Source organism: Methylobacterium sp. Leaf456 (assembly GCF_001425465.1).
Classification (GTDB): Bacteria; Pseudomonadota; Alphaproteobacteria; order Rhizobiales; family Beijerinckiaceae; genus Methylobacterium.
The window spans coordinates 313,237-329,098 of record NZ_LMQV01000001.1 but is presented as its reverse complement, the minus strand read 5'-3'; the positions used below and the strand labels follow the sequence as shown (position 1 = coordinate 329,098).

Sequence of the window (15,862 nt, the reverse complement as noted above, 5' to 3'; positions counted from 1 at the left end):
TGAAAGAGCGGAACTTGATTGCCAAACTTCAGCGTGGAGCGCAAACGCCCGGCGCGATCGAAACCCGTTTCGGCGGCGAAGTTGAACGATCATTGCAGAATTTTACTTTGTGCAGCGCAGTCATTGCGGCGCACAAAGGCGCCTTATCTTATGAAATGAGAAGAATTCAAACCTAACGCATCGGTGCCGGAGGCAGGCTCCGGTGGGCGGTCGCGCACGGGCGGTGGCGATGCTAGACGGGGCGCCCGACCCGCAAGCCGAGCCGCCCTCCGTGAGCCAAGCCGAGATCGACGTCGCCGTCGAGGATTCCCGCTGGGAAGAGGCCATTCCCGACCTCGAAGCCTTCGCGATCCGCGCCGTCGAGGCCGGGCTCGCCATCGCCCCCGATTCGCCGACCGGGCCGGTCGAAGTCAGCGTGCTGCTCACCGACGACGCGTCCGTGCGGGTGCTGAACCGCACATGGCGGGGCAAGGACAAGGCGACCAACGTCCTCTCCTTCCCGGCGCCCGCGCAACCCTCCCATCCCGGCGCGCCGCGCCCACTCGGCGACGTCGTCCTTGCGTATGAGACGCTCGTGCGCGAGACTGGCGAGCAGTCGAAGCCGCTGGCGCATCATCTCGCCCATCTCCTGGTCCATGGCACTCTTCACCTCCTCGGACAGGACCACGAGACCGGCGAGGCGGAAGCCGAGGCCATGGAGGCGCTCGAAGTCGCCGCCCTTCGCACCCTCGACATCCCCGACCCCTACGAGGGTTGAATCGCGGCCGCTCCGGCCGTCCCGATCCCTCCGATCCAGAGACCGATGACCAACGACCGAAGTCGCGGCGCGGCCCTTGCCGCGCCGACCGCCGACGCCGAACCGCCCCGCGAGGCGTGGTACGACCGTCTGCTAAGCGTCTTCCACCTGCGCCAGCGCGATTCGCTGCGCGCCGGCATCGAGGAGGCGCTGGCCGAGCCCGATACCGGCGAGGACGCGTTCTCGCCCCTCGAACGGGCCATGCTCAAGAACGTGCTGGGCCTGCACAAGGTGCGGGTCGACGACGTGATGCTGCCCCGCGCCGACATCGTCGCGGTCGCCGTCGAGACCACGCTGAGCGACCTGCTCAAGCTGTTCCGCACCGCCGGCCACTCGCGCCTGCCGGTCTACGGCGAGACGCTCGACGATCCCCGCGGCATGGTCCACATCCGCGACTTCGTCGAATACCTCGCCGCCAAGGCCGAGGCCGCCCCGCGCCGGGCCTCGCCGCAGGCCGCCGCGCATGCCACGGCCGGCGCGCCGGACGCGGCCGCCGAGGCCAAGCCCGCCCCGCGCCCGCGGCGCCAGCCCACCGCGCGGGCGCTGCGCGGACTCGATCTCGGCAAGGTCGATCTCTCGGCGACGCTCGCCTCCACCCGTATCCAGCGTCCGGTGCTGTTCGTGCCGCCCTCCATGCCGGCGATCGACCTGCTGGTGCGAATGCAGGCGACGCGCACCCACATGGCGCTCGTCATCGACGAGTACGGCGGCACCGACGGGCTGATCTCGATCGAGGACCTGATCGAGATGGTGGTCGGCGACATCGAGGACGAGCACGACGTGGCCGAGGGCCATCTCGTCCACCGGATGGAGGGCGAGGCGGAGGCCTTCGTGGCGGATGCCCGCGCCGGCCTCGCGGAAGTCGCCGAGACCACCGGGGTCGATCTCGTCGCGGCCGTCGGCGAGATGGCCGAGGAGATCGACACGATCGGCGGCCTCATCGTCACGCTCGCCGGCCGCGTGCCGTCCCGCGGCGAGGTGATCGCCGGCCCCGGCGACATCGAGTTCGAGGTGCTCGACGCCGATCCCCGCCGGGTGAAGCGGATCAAGCTCCAGCGCGCGCCGGCCAAGATCGGCACCGTCGTGCCGCTCGCCCTGCCGCCGCCGCGCAATCCGGTGACGGACGGGCCCCAGGCCGCCGAATCCGGCCATTGATCGAAAACGAGCCGAGCCGGTCATGAGAGCGAGTTCCGCCCGCGTGGCCGGCGATGGCGCACGCCCGGGTGCGGCGCAGGCCGGGCTGGTCGATACGTTGGCCCACCGCGTCATTCTGAGCCACGGCTGGGGCCGGTTCGCGCTGGCCTTCGGGGCGGGCGCGCTCGGAGCGGCGGCGATGCCGCCCCTCGGGCTGTTTCCGGCACTGGCCGTCTCCCTCACCGTCGCGGTCTGGCTGATCGATGGAGCGACCGTCGGCGGCTCGCTTCGGCGCACGCTGCTCGCCAGCGCCGGGATCGGCTGGGCCTGGGGCTTCGGCTACTTCACCGCCGGCCTGTGGTGGCTCGGCGCCGCCTTCCTCGTCGAGGCGGACCAGTTCGCCTGGGCGATGCCGCTCGGCGTGCTCGGCCTGCCCGCCGTGCTCGCATTGTTCTTCGCCGTGGGATTTGCCGCCGCGCGGCTCGTGTGGTCGTGCGGGCCCGCGCGGATCACCGCGCTCGCATTCGGGCTCGCCGGTGCCGAGTGGCTGCGCGGGCACCTGTTCACGGGGTTTCCCTGGAATACGCTGGGCATGGCGCTCGGCTCCAACCTGTGGACGATGCAGGCGGCCTCCGTGATCGGGCTCTACGGCCTGACTCTACTGGCGATCCTCATCGCCGCCGCGCCTGCGACGCTCGCCACCGGGACCACCGCGCGCGGACGTTATGCGCCCTCGCTCATCGCGCTCGTCGCCCTGGCGGGGCTTGCCGGCTACGGCGCCCTGCGGCTGCCGGCCTCGCCCGATCCGACGGTGGCGGGCGTGCGCCTGCGGCTGATCCAGCCCAACGTGCCGCAGGACGCGCGCTTTCGCGCCGACATCCGCGACGAGATCGTCGGCAAGTACCTGGAGATGAGCGACCGGGCGCTCTCGCCGGAGCGCACCGGCATCGCCGACGTCACCCACCTAATCTGGCCGGAATCGGCCTTTCCTTTTCTGATCCAGCGCGATCCGCAGGCGCTCGGGCGCATCGGCGCGGCGCTCCCCGAGGGCAAGCAGCTCGTCACCGGCGCGGCGCGGGGACGCGAGCCGCTGACCCGCGAGAACGCGGTGTTCCACAATTCCATCCTGACCATCGGCCCCGGCGGGCGGATCGGCGAGGTCTACGACAAGGTCCATCTCGTGCCCTTCGGCGAGTACCTGCCGGGGCCGCTCGACGCGATCCTCCGGGCGGTGGGCCTGCGCCAGTTCGTGGCGGTGCCGGGCGGCTTCACGCCGGGCCACCGCGAGGGCCAGCGCATCCTCTCGGTGCCGGGGCTGCCGCCGGTGGCGGCGACGATCTGCTACGAGGCGATCTTTCCCGGCGCGATCCTGCCGCCCGCTTCGGGGGACGCCGCGCCCGCGGTGCCGGGGCTGATCCTGAACCTCACCAACGACGCGTGGTTCGGCGACACGCCGGGCCCGCGCCAGCACTTCGCCCAGGCGCGGCTCAGGGCGGTGGAGGAGGGGCTGCCGCTGGTGCGCGACGCCAACTCGGGCATCTCGGCAGTGGTGGACGGCCACGGCCGCATCCTCGCGAGCCTGCCGCTCGGCACCGAGGGCGTGCTGGATTCGGCCCTGCCCCAGCGGCTGCCGGGCCGCACCCTCTACGCGAGCCTCGGCGATCTGCCCTTCGCCCTGATGTGGCTCGCCGCATTGTTGACGGCGCTCGGCGGGCGTTTCCGCCGCGCCTGACGATCCCCTCCGGCAATTGCGGCAGCGCCGGATTTAATCCCAACACTTATCCATCGACTGAGACACTAAGCCGTTGGAGCCCAACGCGCTCTCGGGCGTTTCAACCGTCAATAGGAGGCGCGGCCGGTCACGGGACCGCACCACGCGGCCTCCGGTAACGGGAATCACAGCGATGAATCGCATTCTCATGGCCTCGGCGGCCCTGGTCGGCGCGTTGGCCTTCGTGCCGGCGAGCGCGGATGCACAGGGTCGTGCAGGCATCGGCCTCGGCGGTGCCGGCGCCCTCGGAATCGGCGGCGGTGGCGGTGGTGGCGGCTTCAGCGGTGGTGGTGGCGGCTTCAGCGGTGGCGGTGGCGGCTTCAGCGGCGGCGGCGGCCGGATTGGCGGCGGCGGCGCGATCGGCGGCGGCGGCTTCCAGGGCAATCAGGGCTTCGCGCGCAACGTCGGCGGGCCGGGCCGTGTCGGCATCGGCCTCGGCCAGGGCGGCGCGCTGGGCATTCCCGGCAACGGCATCGGCGCGGGTCGCGGCTACGGAGCCGGATACGGCGTCGGCGGCCGGCCCGGATACGGCACCGGCTACGGCTACAACCGCCCCGGTTACGGCTACGGCTATGGCCGCGGCTGGAACCGCGGTCGCGGCTACGGCGGCGTGGGTCTCGGCCTCGGTCTCGGCCTCGCGACGGGCGCCGCCCTCGGCTACGGCGCCGGTTACGGCTATCCGGGCTACGGCTACGGCGGCTACTACGATAACGGCTACGCCCCGGCCGGTTATTACGGCACCGAGACGGTGGTCGAGGCCGCGCCTGAGCGCGACGACGAATACTGCGCCCGCCGCTTCAAGACCTACGACCCGGCGAGCGGCACCTATGTCGGCAAGGGCGGCGTCCGCCGTTCCTGCCCGTAACGGGTAAGACAGGAGGCCGGCCCAAGCCGGTCTCCGCAAACCGAAAACCCCGCCCGACCGTGAGGTCGGGCGGGGTTTTCTTTTGGTCGTCACGTCCCTCGGGCGGCCTGCCGCCCGAGGGAAACTCCCAAAGGGACTTACTCGGCGGCGACCCTATGGGCCTGCGAGCCGTCGGTATAGGTCTCGGCCTGCAAGCGCTTGCCCGGCGCGGCGCGACCCGGCAGCGGCGGCAGGGCCTTTGCCTTCTCCAGATCGATCCCGGCGCCTTCCGCGACGCGGCGGCCGTAATCCTCGTCGGCGTGCCAGAAGTGCCAGACCATCCGAAGCTGGATGGCTTCCGGGCACTGCTTCATGTCGCCCACGAGGTTGGCAATCAGGTCGTCGCGCTCCCAATCCTGGAACGAGCGGTAGCGCACGCCGGCCTGGGTGTAGTCGTCCTCGGTGCGCGAGGTCTGGTAGCGACCCAGACGCCCCTCGACCGGCTGGTGATAGTCCTTCGCGGGCTTGGGCGCCTCACGCAGACCCTCTGCGAGCGTCGAGGGCTCGTAGTTGATGTGCTTGTTCGGGCCGGTGCCGTCCACCGCATAGGCCATCTGGCCGTCGCGCTGGTTTGAGTAGACCTTCACGCCGGGCTGCGGCGCGTTGATCGGCAGCTGAAGGTAGTTGGCGCCGACGCGGTAGCGCTGCGTGTCCGAGTAGGACAGCGTGCGCCCCTGGAGCATCTTGTCGTCGGAGAAATCGACGCCGTCGACCAGAACGCCGGTGCCGAACGCCGACTGCTCGACCTCAGCGAAGAAGTTGTCCGGAACGCGGTCGAGCACCATCCGGCCGACGGGCAGGAGGGGGAAGTCCTCGACCGGCCACAGCTTGGTGTCGTCGAGCGGATCGAACGACAGGTGGTCGTTCGGGCCGTCCGGCATGATCTGCACGCAGAACTCCCACTCGGGGAAGTTGCCCGCCTTGATGTTGTCGTAGAGGTCGCGCGTGGCGTGGCCGACATCCTTGGCCTGGATCTCGGAGGCCTGGGCCGAGGTCAGGTTGCGCACGCCGAGCTTGGGCTCGAAGTGGAACTTGCACAGCACGGCCTCGCCCTGGTCGTTGACGAGCTTGTAGGTGTTGACGCCCGAGCCTTCCATCTCGCGGTAGTTGGCCGGGATGCCCCAGGGCGACTTCAGGTGCGTCACCATGTGGATCGACTCGGGGTGCTGCGCCACGAAGTCGAAGAAGCGCCACGCCTCCTGGCGGTTCGTCACCGGGTCCGGCTTGAACGCGTGGATCATGTCGGGGAACTTGATCGCGTCGCGGATGAAGAAGACCTTGAGGTTGTTGCCCACGAGGTCCCAGTTGCCCTCGACGGTCTTGAACTTCACCGCGAAGCCGCGCGGGTCACGCTCGGTCTCAGGGCTCTCCTTGGCACCGGCGACGGTGGAGAAGCGCACGAAAACCGGGGTCTTCACGCCGGTCTCGTTCAGCACGCGGGCGCGGGTGTAGGTGGAAGCCGGCTCGTTGCCGATCTTGCCGTAGGCCTCGAAATAGCCATGCGCCCCGGCGCCGCGGGCGTGGACCACGCGCTCGGGAATCCGCTCGCGGTCGAAATGGGTGATCTTCTCGATGAACTGGTAGTTTTCGAGGGTCGCCGGGCCCCGCTCGCCGACCGTGCGCGTGCTCTGGTTGTCGCGGACCGGATGGCCCTGGCGGGTCGTCAGAATCGGGCGGTTCTCGCTCATGCGGTACTCTCTCCTCGGGTGGAACGGGGTGGCGGCCGACCCCGCGGGGTCGGCGAAAGCCTGGAACCGTTCTGGGTTGGCGGTATGACCTGCGAATGACCCATTGGCAAATGCATCGTCACAAAGACCGTGATAGATGCAGCCTATGAATCTCTCCGGCCTCTCGCTCCGTGACCTCGAATACGTCGTGGCTTTGGCCGACGAGGGCCATTTCGGCCGCGCGGCCGAGCGCTGCAACGTCAGCCAGCCGACGCTCTCGGTGCAGGTGCGCAAACTGGAGAACACGCTGGGGCTGGCCTTGTTCGAAAGGTCCAACCGCGGCGTGCTCCTGACCCTGGGAGGGCAGGCCATCGTGCGGCAGGCCCGCGTGGTCCTGGCCGAGGCGCAGCGCCTGCTGGCACTCGCCGTCGAGGGCCGCGGCTCGCCGCTGACCGGGCGGCTCGTGCTCGCGGCGATTCAGACGCTCGGGCCCTACTATTTCCCGCTGATCCTGCGGCTCCTGCGCCAGGAATTCCCGCTGCTGACGCTGGCGCTCTCCGAGGCCCGCACCGCCGAGATCCTCGACGGCTTGCGCGACGGGCGCGTCGATGCGGCGCTCCTCTCGCTGCCGGTGGCGGCATCGGGGCTGACGCTGTCGCCGCTCTTCGTCGAGCCGTTTCGCCTCACCTGCCCGGCCGACCACCCGCTGGCGCATGGCGCGCCGCCGCGGGCCGATACGGTCGGCGGGCCGGACCTGCTGCTCCTCGACGAGGGCAATTGCCTGCGCGACCAGACCATCGCGGCCTGCGGCGCGCCGCGGGCCGTCGGGCGCCACGCCACCAGCCTGGAGACCCTGCGCTCGATGGTGGCGGCGGGCGCGGGCTACACCCTGATCCCGGCGCTCGCCGTCCCCGCCGGCCCCGACCCGAGCGGGCTCACCGTCACCCGCACGTTCGAGGGGGAGGGGCCCGGCCGCACGGTGGCGCTGGCATGGCGCTCCAGCGATCCGCGGGCGGCGGGGCTCGCCTCGCTCGCCGCGTTCTTTCGGATGCACGCGCCGGCGAGCACGCGGGCGTTTCGGGAGGGGGAGGAATTGGCGGGCAGCGCGCTCGCTTGAAGCCGCCCGTCACCCCCCGATCCGCTCCGCCGCGAAGCGCTCGCGCAGCCACGCGGCGGCGGGGCCGCAAGGGCGCTGCTTGTGCCAGACCAGTTCCAGCGCGATCGGCCAGTCGCCTTGGTCGAATTGGAGGTCGGGGGTGACGAGGTACGGCGCGGTCAGCGAGGCGGCGATGACGTGGTCGGTGACGAAGGCCCAGCCGATGCCGTGCTTGACCATCTCCAGGATCACCCAGTGGCTCTCGACCCACCACACCTCGGCGGCGACCCGCAGGCGGCGCTTTTCCGGGCCGTCGCTGCGGGCGGCGACGAGAATCTGGCGGTAGCGCTTCAGTTCCTCCCACTCCACCCGCGCCTTGGCGAGCGGATGGTCGCGCCCGCAGACGAGCTTGAGCGGCACCCAGCCGATGGTCTGGAAGCCGAGTTCGGTCGGCAGCACCTCCTGGCGCCACATCACCCCGAGGTCGGCCGCCCCCGACTGCACCATGCGGCTGACGTCCTCCATCAGCGGGAACAGCAGTTCGAGTTCCACGAAGGGGAAGTGCCGGGCGAAGTCGGCGAACAGGGCGCCCAGCGCGTGCTCGGGATAGAGTTCGTCGATGGCCACCACCAGCCGGCTCTCGACCCGCCGCTCCAGGCTGCGCGCCACGCCGATCAGGTGCTCGCGCCGGTCGAGCACCACACGGGCCTCGGACAGGAGCCGCTCCCCCGCCGCGGTGAGCACCGGGTTGCGCCCGGCCCGGCTGAACAGGTCGAGCCCGAGATCGGCCTCCAAGTTGGCCACCTGCGTGCTGACCGCTGACTGCGCCTTGCGCAAGATGCGCGCGGCGCCGGAAAAGGAGCCGGCTTCGGCCGCCGCGACGAAGGCCTGGAGCTGGTCGAGCGAGACCGCCATCCATCTGTCTTTCCGATACGTCCTAACTTGCTGATCGGAGTATCGCAGATAGAACGCCCCGGACAAATTCTCCCGATCCGAGGGCCAGACCATGCGCAGCACGCGCGACCGACTCCGCCACGCCATCCTGTTCGAGCTGTTGGGGCTGGCGCTCATCATCCCGCTCGGCAGCCTGCTGTTCGGCCTGCACGGCTCCGACATGGGCGTGATCGGCGTCGGCAGCGCGCTGGCCGCGACAGTCTGGAACTACGTCTACAATCTCGGCTTCGACCGGGCGATGCAGCGCCTCGTCGGCCACACGCGCAAAAGCCTGGGGCTGCGGGTCGGGCACGCCCTGCTGTTCGAGGCGGGGCTGCTGGTGATCCTGCTGCCGCCGATCGCGTGGTATCTCGGGATCAGCCTGCGCCAGGCCTTCGTGATGGATCTGGCGATCGCGGCCTTCTACGTTGCCTACGCCTTCACCTTCAATCTCGCCTACGACCGGGTGTTTCCGCTGAAGAACTGGGGCGACGCCGCGGCGCAGCCGGCCCGCTGAGGGCGGTCCGGGCGCTTCGTGACAGGGGAGGCGAACCGGTGTAGCGCCGGGCTCGTCTCTTCCGCCGCCGTACATCCCCCCCTTGATCGACAGACCGCAACTTCTCGGCTGGGCGGCGCTCGTCGCGGCCTCCGGCCTGCTCGGCTTAGGCCTGAGCCTTGCCGGCTTTCCCGCCGCCTTCCTGCTCGGGCCGATGCTGGTCGCGATCGGGTTCGGCGTGCGCGGCGCGCCGATCCGGGTGCCGCGGCTCGGGTTCCTGGCGGCGCAGGCGATCGTCGGCTGCCTCGTCGCCCATTCGGCCACCGGCGAGATCGCCAGGACGCTGCACGACGACGGCCTCGTCATCCTCGCCGTCGTCCTCGTGACGGTGGCGGTCGCGGCCGGCGTCGGCGTCGTGCTCACCCGCTTCCAGGTGCTGCCGGGCACCACCGCCGCCTGGGGCTCGTCGCCGGGCGGGGCCGCCGCCATGGTGGCGATGGCGGAGGATCACGGCTCGGACGCGAGGCTCGTCGCCTTCATGCAATACGTGCGCGTCGCGATCGTCGTCGTCTCCGCCTCGGTCGCCGCGCGGCTCCTGGCGGATGGGGCGGCGCTCGATGCCGCCACCGACCGAGCGTCGCCCGCGCCGCTCTCGGTCGCCGCGACGCTGGCCATCGCCGGGGTAGGGGCGAGCGTCGCGACGTGGCTGCGCCTGCCCTCGGCGGCGCTGATCGGGCCGATGCTGCTCGGCGCCGGGCTCCACGCCGCGGGGCTCGCCGACCTCGCCTTGCCCGAGCCGCTGCTGGCGGCCGCCTATGCCGGCATCGGCTGGTATGTCGGCCTGCGCTTCACTCGGCAAACCGTGCGCACGGTGCTGCACGCGCTGCCGAGCGTGCTCGCGGCGACGCTGGCGATGGTCCTGATCTGCGCGCTCTGGGCCTGGGGCCTGACCGGGTGGCTCGCCATCGACTACCTCACTGCCTTCCTCGCCACGAGTCCCGGCGGGCTCGATTCGGTGGCGATCATCGCGGTCGGCTCGAAGGTGGACGTGCCGTTCGTGCTCGCCGTGCAGACGCTGCGGCTGTTCGTGGTGCTGCTGACCGGGCCGATCCTCGCCCGCTGGATCGCCCGCGCGGCGCCGGAGGAGGGCAGATGACGGCGCTCTGGCTCGCCTTCCTGAATTCCTGGCGCGGGATCGTCCACGGCGCCCGCACCGAGCGGGCGATCCGGCTGGAGCTGGTGCTGCTGGCGCTCGGCGTGCCCGTCGCGCTGGTGCTCGGCGGCTCGCTCTGGGTCCGGGTTGCGCTCTTGGCGAGCCTGCTGCTGATGCTCGGCGCCGAGTTCCTGAACACGGCCATCGAGAAGCTGTGCGACCACCTCCATCCGGGCCGGCACGCCCGCATCGGCATCGTCAAGGACCTTGCCTCCGCCGGTGCGTTCCTGACGCAGGCGATTGCCGCCCTGGTCTGGGCGGCGGCCGTCATCGACCGGTTCTGAACCCGTCTCAACGCGGCGCCTTCAGCCTGCGCTTGGTTAGGTGGGATTCCGGCGCGCGCGTGCCGTCTTGCATCGCGCCGCGGACGTAGTGCAGCGGCCAGGGCAGCTTCTCGCCGGGCTTGGTCTCGTTGAACGCCGCCTTGACCGCCACACGATCCGCCTGCCACGCCTCGTATTGCGCCTTGAGTTCGGGGTCGTCGTCGAGCGGGCGGATCGTCGGCTGGATCGCATCGAGCAGCAGATGCGGGATCGGGACGACGAAGCCGATCGGATCGCCCTTGGCGAAGGTGACGCTTCCGGGCCGGGTGAAGCGCCAGTTCATGGTCGCGGTGAAGGGCAGCCAGTCCGACTCGATGAGGCCTTCCAGCGGATGGAGGCCGTCCGGGCAGACGTTCGGCGGGCCGCGCAGCCACGTGCCCCATCCGGGATCGGTGCGGAACAGCAGGCCGATCCGGAACGTGAGCGTGCCCTGCCCGAAATCCGGCGCCACGATCCGGCTCAGGTGGGGAAAATCGTCCAGCCCCCGCACGGTGAGGCCGTCCCGGCGGGGCGTGCCGTCCCAGGTCGCCTCGAAGGTGCAGGGCGAGAGGATGTCCCAGCCCGAGGCGTTGGCCACGACCATCGGCAGGCAGCGCTTGGCATAGCCTTGCGGCGTCGCCTCCATCCAGTCGCGCCCCGCGCGCCCGGGGACGATGTCGAGGGCATGCTCGGACACCCGGTAGATGTCGAACCGGGGGGCGCGGGCCGGGCCGCCGCTCGGATCGGCTGCGGAATCCATGGGTCTGCTCGCGGGCGTGTCGGGCTTCTGAACGCCGCCCTTCGCAGCAAAGCGCGGCGGAAGGAAGGGCGCCGTAGACCTCAATCCGCCGCCAGCGGCATCGCCTCGACGGTTGTCTCGGCCAAGCCCCGCCCGGTCAGCGCGCGGGCGAGCGCCGGGTTGAGCCCGGTGCCGCCGGTGAAGACCGCGAGCCCCTCCGACGCTTCCGCCGGACCGGCCTCGCCGAGCAGCTGCACCACCCGGCGGGCGATGGCCGGGGCCGGGTCGATCCACGTCACCGGCCAGGGAGCGAGGCGCTCGAAGCGGGCGAGCAGCAGCGGATAATGGGTGCAGGACAGGCACACCACGTCGGTACGCCGCCCGTCCTCGCGCTCGTCGAAGCAGGGGGCGATCTCGGCGAGGATGGCGGCGTCCGGGACCGGCGCGCCGGCCATCTCTGCCTCGGCGTAGCGAGCGAGGTTGACCGAGCCGACGAGGCTCACCGCGCAGGTGGCGGCATAATTCTTGACGAGGTCGCGGGTATAGGCGCGGGCCACCGTGCCGGGGGTGGCCAGCAGCGACACCAGCCCCGAGCGGGTGAGCGCGGCGGCCGGCTTGATCGGCGGCACCACGCCGACGAAGGGCGTGACGAAGCGCTGGCGCAGCGCGGGCAGCACCACCGTCGAGGCGGTGTTGCAGGCGATCACCACGAGATCGGGGCTATGGAGCGCGATCAGCCGCTCCATCACGGCGAGCACGCGGGCGACGAGCTGCGGCTCGGAGAGGCGCCCATAGGGAAAGGCCGCGTCGTCGGCGGCGTAGACGTAGGCCGCATCGGGTCGGGCGCGGCGCACCTGCTCCAGCACGGTGAGCCCGCCGAGACCGGAATCGAACACGAGGATCACCGGCTGAGGCTGGCGCGCGCCGCGCAGCCCGGGAAGTGTCGCGAGATTGGTCGCCCCTGCCATCAGATCGATCCGCATGACCGTCACCCGGGCCCGCTCGCGGCGAATGGGAAGCGGTAGTCTCCGGGCGCGACGGTTAAGGACATCTCTCTGCGGCTGCAAAAAGGCTGCGCTTCTCCCTCCTCAGAGTAGGGTGCGACGAACGGACAGCCACGCTGGCGCGTTGCCCTGTAGCAAACGACATCTATCTGCGTCGTCCAACGGGGAAGGAGATTTTCCGCATGGCCGCCAGCGCAGCACTTCCTCACTCCGGGCCGCAAGGGCCTGCGTTCCCGCCGCCGCCGCTCGACGCCCGCCCCGCGGACCGCGACGCCTGGATCGCCGCCTTCCGCACCGTGCGCGACGAGACCGAGCGGCGCGCCGCCCCGCTCTCGCCGGAGGACCAGCAGATCCAGTCGATGGAGGATGCGAGCCCGACCAAGTGGCACCGCGCCCACACGACATGGTTCTACGAGCAGTTCCTGCTGGCCGAGCACCTGCCCGGCTACCGCGCTTACGACGAGCGCCTGCACTACCTGTTCAATTCCTACTACGTGCAGGCTGGGCCCCGGCAGCCACGCTTCCTGCGCGGCATGATCACGAGGCCGACGGTGGAAGAGACCGCGGGCTACCGGGCGCACGTCGATCGCGCCGTCACCGTGATGCTGCGCGAGGCCTCCGACGAGGCGCTCGAAAAAATCCTGCCGGTGCTGGAGATCGGGCTTTATCATGAGCAGCAGCATCAGGAATTGATGCACACCGACATCCTGCACGCCTTCACGCAGAATCCGCTCGATCCGACCGTGGACGGGGCCTGGGCAACGCCCAAACCGCGGGCATCTTCGGGCACATCTGCCCTGGAAAAGGGCATTGCCCGGATCGGCCACGACGGCACCGGCTTCGCCTTCGACAACGAGAGCCCGCGCCACGAGACGCTGATCCTCGGCGGCACGATCGACCGCAATCTCGTCACCAACCGCGACTGGCTCGGCTTCATCGAGGACGGCGGCTACGGGCGGCCCGAACTCTGGCTCAACGACGGCTGGCTCTGCGTGCAACGGGAGGGCTGGGAGGCGCCGGGCTACTGGCGCCGCGAGCCCGAGGGCTGGTCGATCATGACGCTCGCCGGGCGCAAACCCGTCGATCCGGACGAGGCGGTGCGCCATGTCAGCTACTTCGAGGCCGACGCCTATGCCCGCTGGGCCGGGCGCGACCTGCCGACGGAGGCCGAGTGGGAGGTCGCCGCGCGCGAGGGCCTGATCGACGACGCCTTCGGCCTCGTCTGGCAATGGACGCGGAGCGCCTACGGCCCCTATCCGGGCTACCGCCCGGTCTCCGGCGCGCTCGGCGAGTACAACGGCAAGTTCATGTCGGGGCAGTACGTGCTGCGGGGCTCCTCGGTGGCGACATCCGAGGGCCATGCGCGGATCGGCTACCGCAACTTCTTCTACCCCCATCAGCGTTGGCAGTTCACGGGCCTGAGGCTCGCGGACGCGCTCGCCTGACGCTCGGGCCTTTCCCTTCCGCCCTCACGCCGCTCAGACGGAGAGTCACCGTGACGATCGATCCCCGCTTGAGCGCCGACGCTCCGGCGTCGCCGCTTCCCGAGAACGGCCTTTTCCTGACCGACGTATGGGCCGGGCTGGGCGCGGCCCGAAAAACCCTCCCGGCCAAGTACTTCTACGATGCCGCCGGCTCCGCTCTGTTCGAGCAGATCACGGTCCTGCCGGAATACTACCCGACCCGCACGGAACTGCGCATCCTCGACGAGCGCGGCCCCGAGATCGCGGCGCATCTGCCGGAAGGGGCGGCGCTCGTCGAGTTCGGCAGCGGCTCCACGGTGAAGCTGCGGCGCCTGCTGCGCCACCTGCCCGGTCTGTCGGCCTACGTGCCGGTCGATGTTTCCGCCGAGTTTCTGCACGAGCAGGCCGAGGTGCTGCGGGCCGACTTCCCCGATCTCCCCATCGAGCCGGTGGCCGCCGACTTCACCCGGCCCTTCGCCCTGCCGCCGCGCCTGTCCGGCCGGCCGCTCGCCGGCTTCTTCCCCGGTTCGACCATCGGCAATTTCGAGCCGGCGGAAGCCGCCCGGCTCCTCGACGGCTTCGGCCGCATCCTGGGGGAGGGGGCAACGCTCATCGTTGGCGTCGATCTGGTGAAGGACCGCGACGTGCTGGAGGCCGCCTACGACGACGCGGCCGGCGTCACCGCGGCGTTCAACCTCAACCTGCTGCACCGGATCAACCGCGAACTCCACGGCGACATCGATCTCGACAGCTTCCATCACCGCGCCGTGTTCAACGAAGCGGAATCGCGCATCGAGATGCATCTCGTCAGCCGCGTGGCGCAGACGATCCACGTCGCAGGCCGCGCCTTCGCCTTTGCCGAGGGCGAATCGATCCACACCGAGAACAGCTGCAAGTATACGATTGCCAGCTTCCGGGCGCTCGCCACGCGGGCCGGCTGGTCGGTGCTGGAGGCCTGGACCGATGCCGACGGGCTGTTCTCGGTCCACGCCCTGCGCCGCAGTTAAGGTTCGTTACGTCGCCGTCGGGGCGACGTAACAATCGGGGCGCACGACGGCATCGGCCGGCAACGAACCGGGATCATGGTTAACGGCAACGCTTCCTCGGGAAGCGGGCGGCTTCTCAAGGCCGTCGATCCGAACCCCCGATCCCGGACCCGTCCCATGCGCTCGATCCTCGTCGCCCTCCTCGTCGGCACCGCCGCCGCCACCCTCGCCTACGCCCACGGCGTCGAGACCCATGCCGCGGGCGGCACCGTCGGCACCCTGACCTGCCGCACCAACCCCGATCTCGGCCTGGTCCTGGGTCTGAACCGCGGTGCGTCCTGCCATCTCGCCACCGCCGACGGGCAGCGCCAGAGCTATGCTGCGCTCCTGCCGCCCAGCGCCGACGGGGAGGGCGCCCGTACCCTGACCTGGCACGTCCGCACCGCCGACGGCCGCCCCCGCCCCGGCCTCCTCGACGGGAGCTTCACCCTTGAGGGCGGACTGCTGCGCGGCGCACGCGCTGACCTCGCCCCGATCGACGCCGCGGGCGAGACCGGCCTGCGGCTGGCGGCGGACGATGCGCGGGTGACGGTGGGCGCGCGCTGAGGTTTTTTGCGATCCGGTTCTCCCACCCCACCCTCCTCCTGAAGTGCCCGCGAAGCGGGCCTCGAAGGAGGGCTCCGCTGCGCTCCGGCACATCAGGATGAGGGCGCGAGTGGGATCAATGCTCTTTGTGCGTCACGCCCGTCAGAGCTGGCACGCCCCCGCCAGCGCCTCGTTCTCGGCCTGCGAAAACAACCGCGAGCGGATGTGGAACCGCTTCTCGCGCCCGTTCTCCAGGGAGAACATGCCGCCGCGGCCGGGCACCACGTCGAGAATGATGTGAGTGTGCTTCCAGACGCCGAACTGCGAGCGCGAGATGAAGAAATCCGCGCCCCCGACCTGACCGAGATGCACGTCGCCGTCGCCGGTGATGAAGTCACCCACCGCGTAGCACATCGGCGAGGAGCCGTCGCAACAGCCGCCCGACTGGTGGAACATCACCGGGCCGTGCTCGGATTTCAGCTCCGCGATCAGTTCCAGCGCGGCGGGCGTCGCCGTCACGCGCAGCGGCGTGCCCGCGTTGTCGGCCTGCTCGGCGGTGACCGGATCGACCGCCTCGGCCGGATGGGGCGCCTGCTCGCTCATGGTCGCGTCTCCCTCTGATGTCTCTTTCGTTATTTGAGGCCGGCCCGTGGAATGTCCACGAATCCGGTGTTGGAGACGAGACTAGCAGGGCGGCCGGGGCTGCGACATTCGCCCTTGGGCGCAAGCCGCCGACAGCCGGCGTTGCGTTGGCCCGCCCCTTCGCGAAAACT

General features: G+C 70.6%; 16 protein-coding genes. 11 read left to right on the top strand and 5 right to left on the bottom strand.

Translation table 11 applies throughout. The annotated features are described in order from the left end of the window. Positions 1-271: 271 nt before the first annotated feature. From ybeY to ASG52_RS01450, 4 genes are all read left to right on the top strand, one after another. Positions 272-757, top strand: a complete 486-nt coding sequence (ybeY, locus tag ASG52_RS01465; RefSeq protein WP_056238380.1) for an rRNA maturation RNase YbeY — start codon at positions 272-274, stop codon at positions 755-757. A gap of 45 nt (positions 758-802) precedes the next feature. Beyond that, positions 803-1,951, top strand: a complete 1,149-nt coding sequence (locus ASG52_RS01460) for a hemolysin family protein (RefSeq protein WP_056237998.1) — start codon at positions 803-805, stop codon at positions 1,949-1,951. Positions 1,952-1,973: 22 nt separating this feature from the next. Then, positions 1,974-3,662 (top strand): apolipoprotein N-acyltransferase, encoded by a 1,689-nt coding sequence (lnt, locus tag ASG52_RS01455; protein WP_056237996.1) that lies wholly within the window; start codon positions 1,974-1,976, stop codon positions 3,660-3,662. 172 nt (positions 3,663-3,834) lie between these two features. Further along, positions 3,835-4,566 (top strand): BA14K family protein, encoded by a 732-nt coding sequence (locus ASG52_RS01450; protein WP_056237992.1) that lies wholly within the window; start codon positions 3,835-3,837, stop codon positions 4,564-4,566. A 137-nt stretch (positions 4,567-4,703) separates the two neighbouring features. On the opposite strand, the gene ASG52_RS01445 is transcribed toward ASG52_RS01450, so the two are convergent. Then, entirely contained in the window at positions 4,704-6,293 is a 1,590-nt protein-coding gene (locus ASG52_RS01445) for a catalase (RefSeq protein ID WP_056237990.1), read from the bottom strand. A 145-nt stretch (positions 6,294-6,438) separates the two neighbouring features. Between ASG52_RS01445 and ASG52_RS01440 the strand changes: the two genes are divergently transcribed. Then, positions 6,439-7,389, top strand: a complete 951-nt coding sequence (locus ASG52_RS01440) for a LysR substrate-binding domain-containing protein (RefSeq protein ID WP_056237987.1) — start codon at positions 6,439-6,441, stop codon at positions 7,387-7,389. A gap of 9 nt (positions 7,390-7,398) precedes the next feature. Here ASG52_RS01440 and ASG52_RS01435 read toward each other — a convergent pair whose 3' ends face one another. After that, entirely contained in the window at positions 7,399-8,283 is an 885-nt protein-coding gene (locus tag ASG52_RS01435) for a LysR family transcriptional regulator (RefSeq protein WP_056237984.1), read from the bottom strand. A gap of 91 nt (positions 8,284-8,374) precedes the next feature. Here ASG52_RS01435 and ASG52_RS01430 point away from each other — a divergent pair, with 91 nt between their 5' ends. From ASG52_RS01430 to ASG52_RS01420, 3 genes are all read left to right on the top strand, one after another. Next, complete coding sequence (locus ASG52_RS01430) at positions 8,375-8,818, top strand: PACE efflux transporter (RefSeq protein WP_056237980.1); 444 nt, start codon at positions 8,375-8,377, stop codon at positions 8,816-8,818. A gap of 73 nt (positions 8,819-8,891) precedes the next feature. Further along, positions 8,892-9,953: an AbrB family transcriptional regulator gene (locus tag ASG52_RS01425; protein WP_056237978.1), complete on the top strand. Its 1,062-nt coding sequence runs from the start codon at positions 8,892-8,894 to the stop codon at positions 9,951-9,953. Beyond that, a complete protein-coding gene (locus tag ASG52_RS01420) occupies positions 9,950-10,294 on the top strand; it encodes a diacylglycerol kinase (protein WP_056237974.1) in 345 nt (114 codons plus the stop codon). Before ASG52_RS01425 ends, ASG52_RS01420 begins: the two co-directional genes overlap by 4 nt. Positions 10,295-10,301: 7 nt before the next feature. Here the strand turns inward: ASG52_RS01420 and ASG52_RS01415 are convergent, their stop codons facing one another. Both ASG52_RS01415 and murI read right to left on the bottom strand, forming a co-directional pair. After that, on the bottom strand, positions 10,302-11,072 hold the full coding sequence (locus tag ASG52_RS01415; RefSeq protein WP_056237970.1) for a DUF6065 family protein: 771 nt from the start codon (positions 11,070-11,072) through the stop codon (positions 10,302-10,304). Positions 11,073-11,152: 80 nt separating this feature from the next. After that, positions 11,153-12,034 (bottom strand): glutamate racemase, encoded by an 882-nt coding sequence (gene murI / locus ASG52_RS01410; RefSeq protein WP_056238377.1) that lies wholly within the window; start codon positions 12,032-12,034, stop codon positions 11,153-11,155. 203 nt (positions 12,035-12,237) lie between these two features. Between murI and egtB the strand changes: the two genes are divergently transcribed. The 3 genes from egtB to ASG52_RS01395 all read left to right on the top strand — a co-directional run bounded on the left by egtB (position 12,238) and on the right by ASG52_RS01395 (position 15,110). Beyond that, positions 12,238-13,500 (top strand): ergothioneine biosynthesis protein EgtB, encoded by a 1,263-nt coding sequence (gene egtB / locus ASG52_RS01405; protein ID WP_056237967.1) that lies wholly within the window; start codon positions 12,238-12,240, stop codon positions 13,498-13,500. A gap of 50 nt (positions 13,501-13,550) precedes the next feature. Beyond that, positions 13,551-14,525, top strand: coding sequence for an L-histidine N(alpha)-methyltransferase (gene egtD, locus ASG52_RS01400; protein WP_056237965.1), 975 nt, complete (start codon positions 13,551-13,553; stop codon positions 14,523-14,525). Positions 14,526-14,681: 156 nt separating this feature from the next. After that, positions 14,682-15,110, top strand: coding sequence for a DUF992 domain-containing protein (locus ASG52_RS01395; RefSeq protein ID WP_056237961.1), 429 nt, complete (start codon positions 14,682-14,684; stop codon positions 15,108-15,110). Between the two features lie 141 nt (positions 15,111-15,251). On the opposite strand, the gene ASG52_RS01390 is transcribed toward ASG52_RS01395, so the two are convergent. After that, entirely contained in the window at positions 15,252-15,692 is a 441-nt protein-coding gene (locus ASG52_RS01390; protein WP_056237958.1) for a DUF779 domain-containing protein, read from the bottom strand. Positions 15,693-15,862 lie beyond the last annotated feature (170 nt).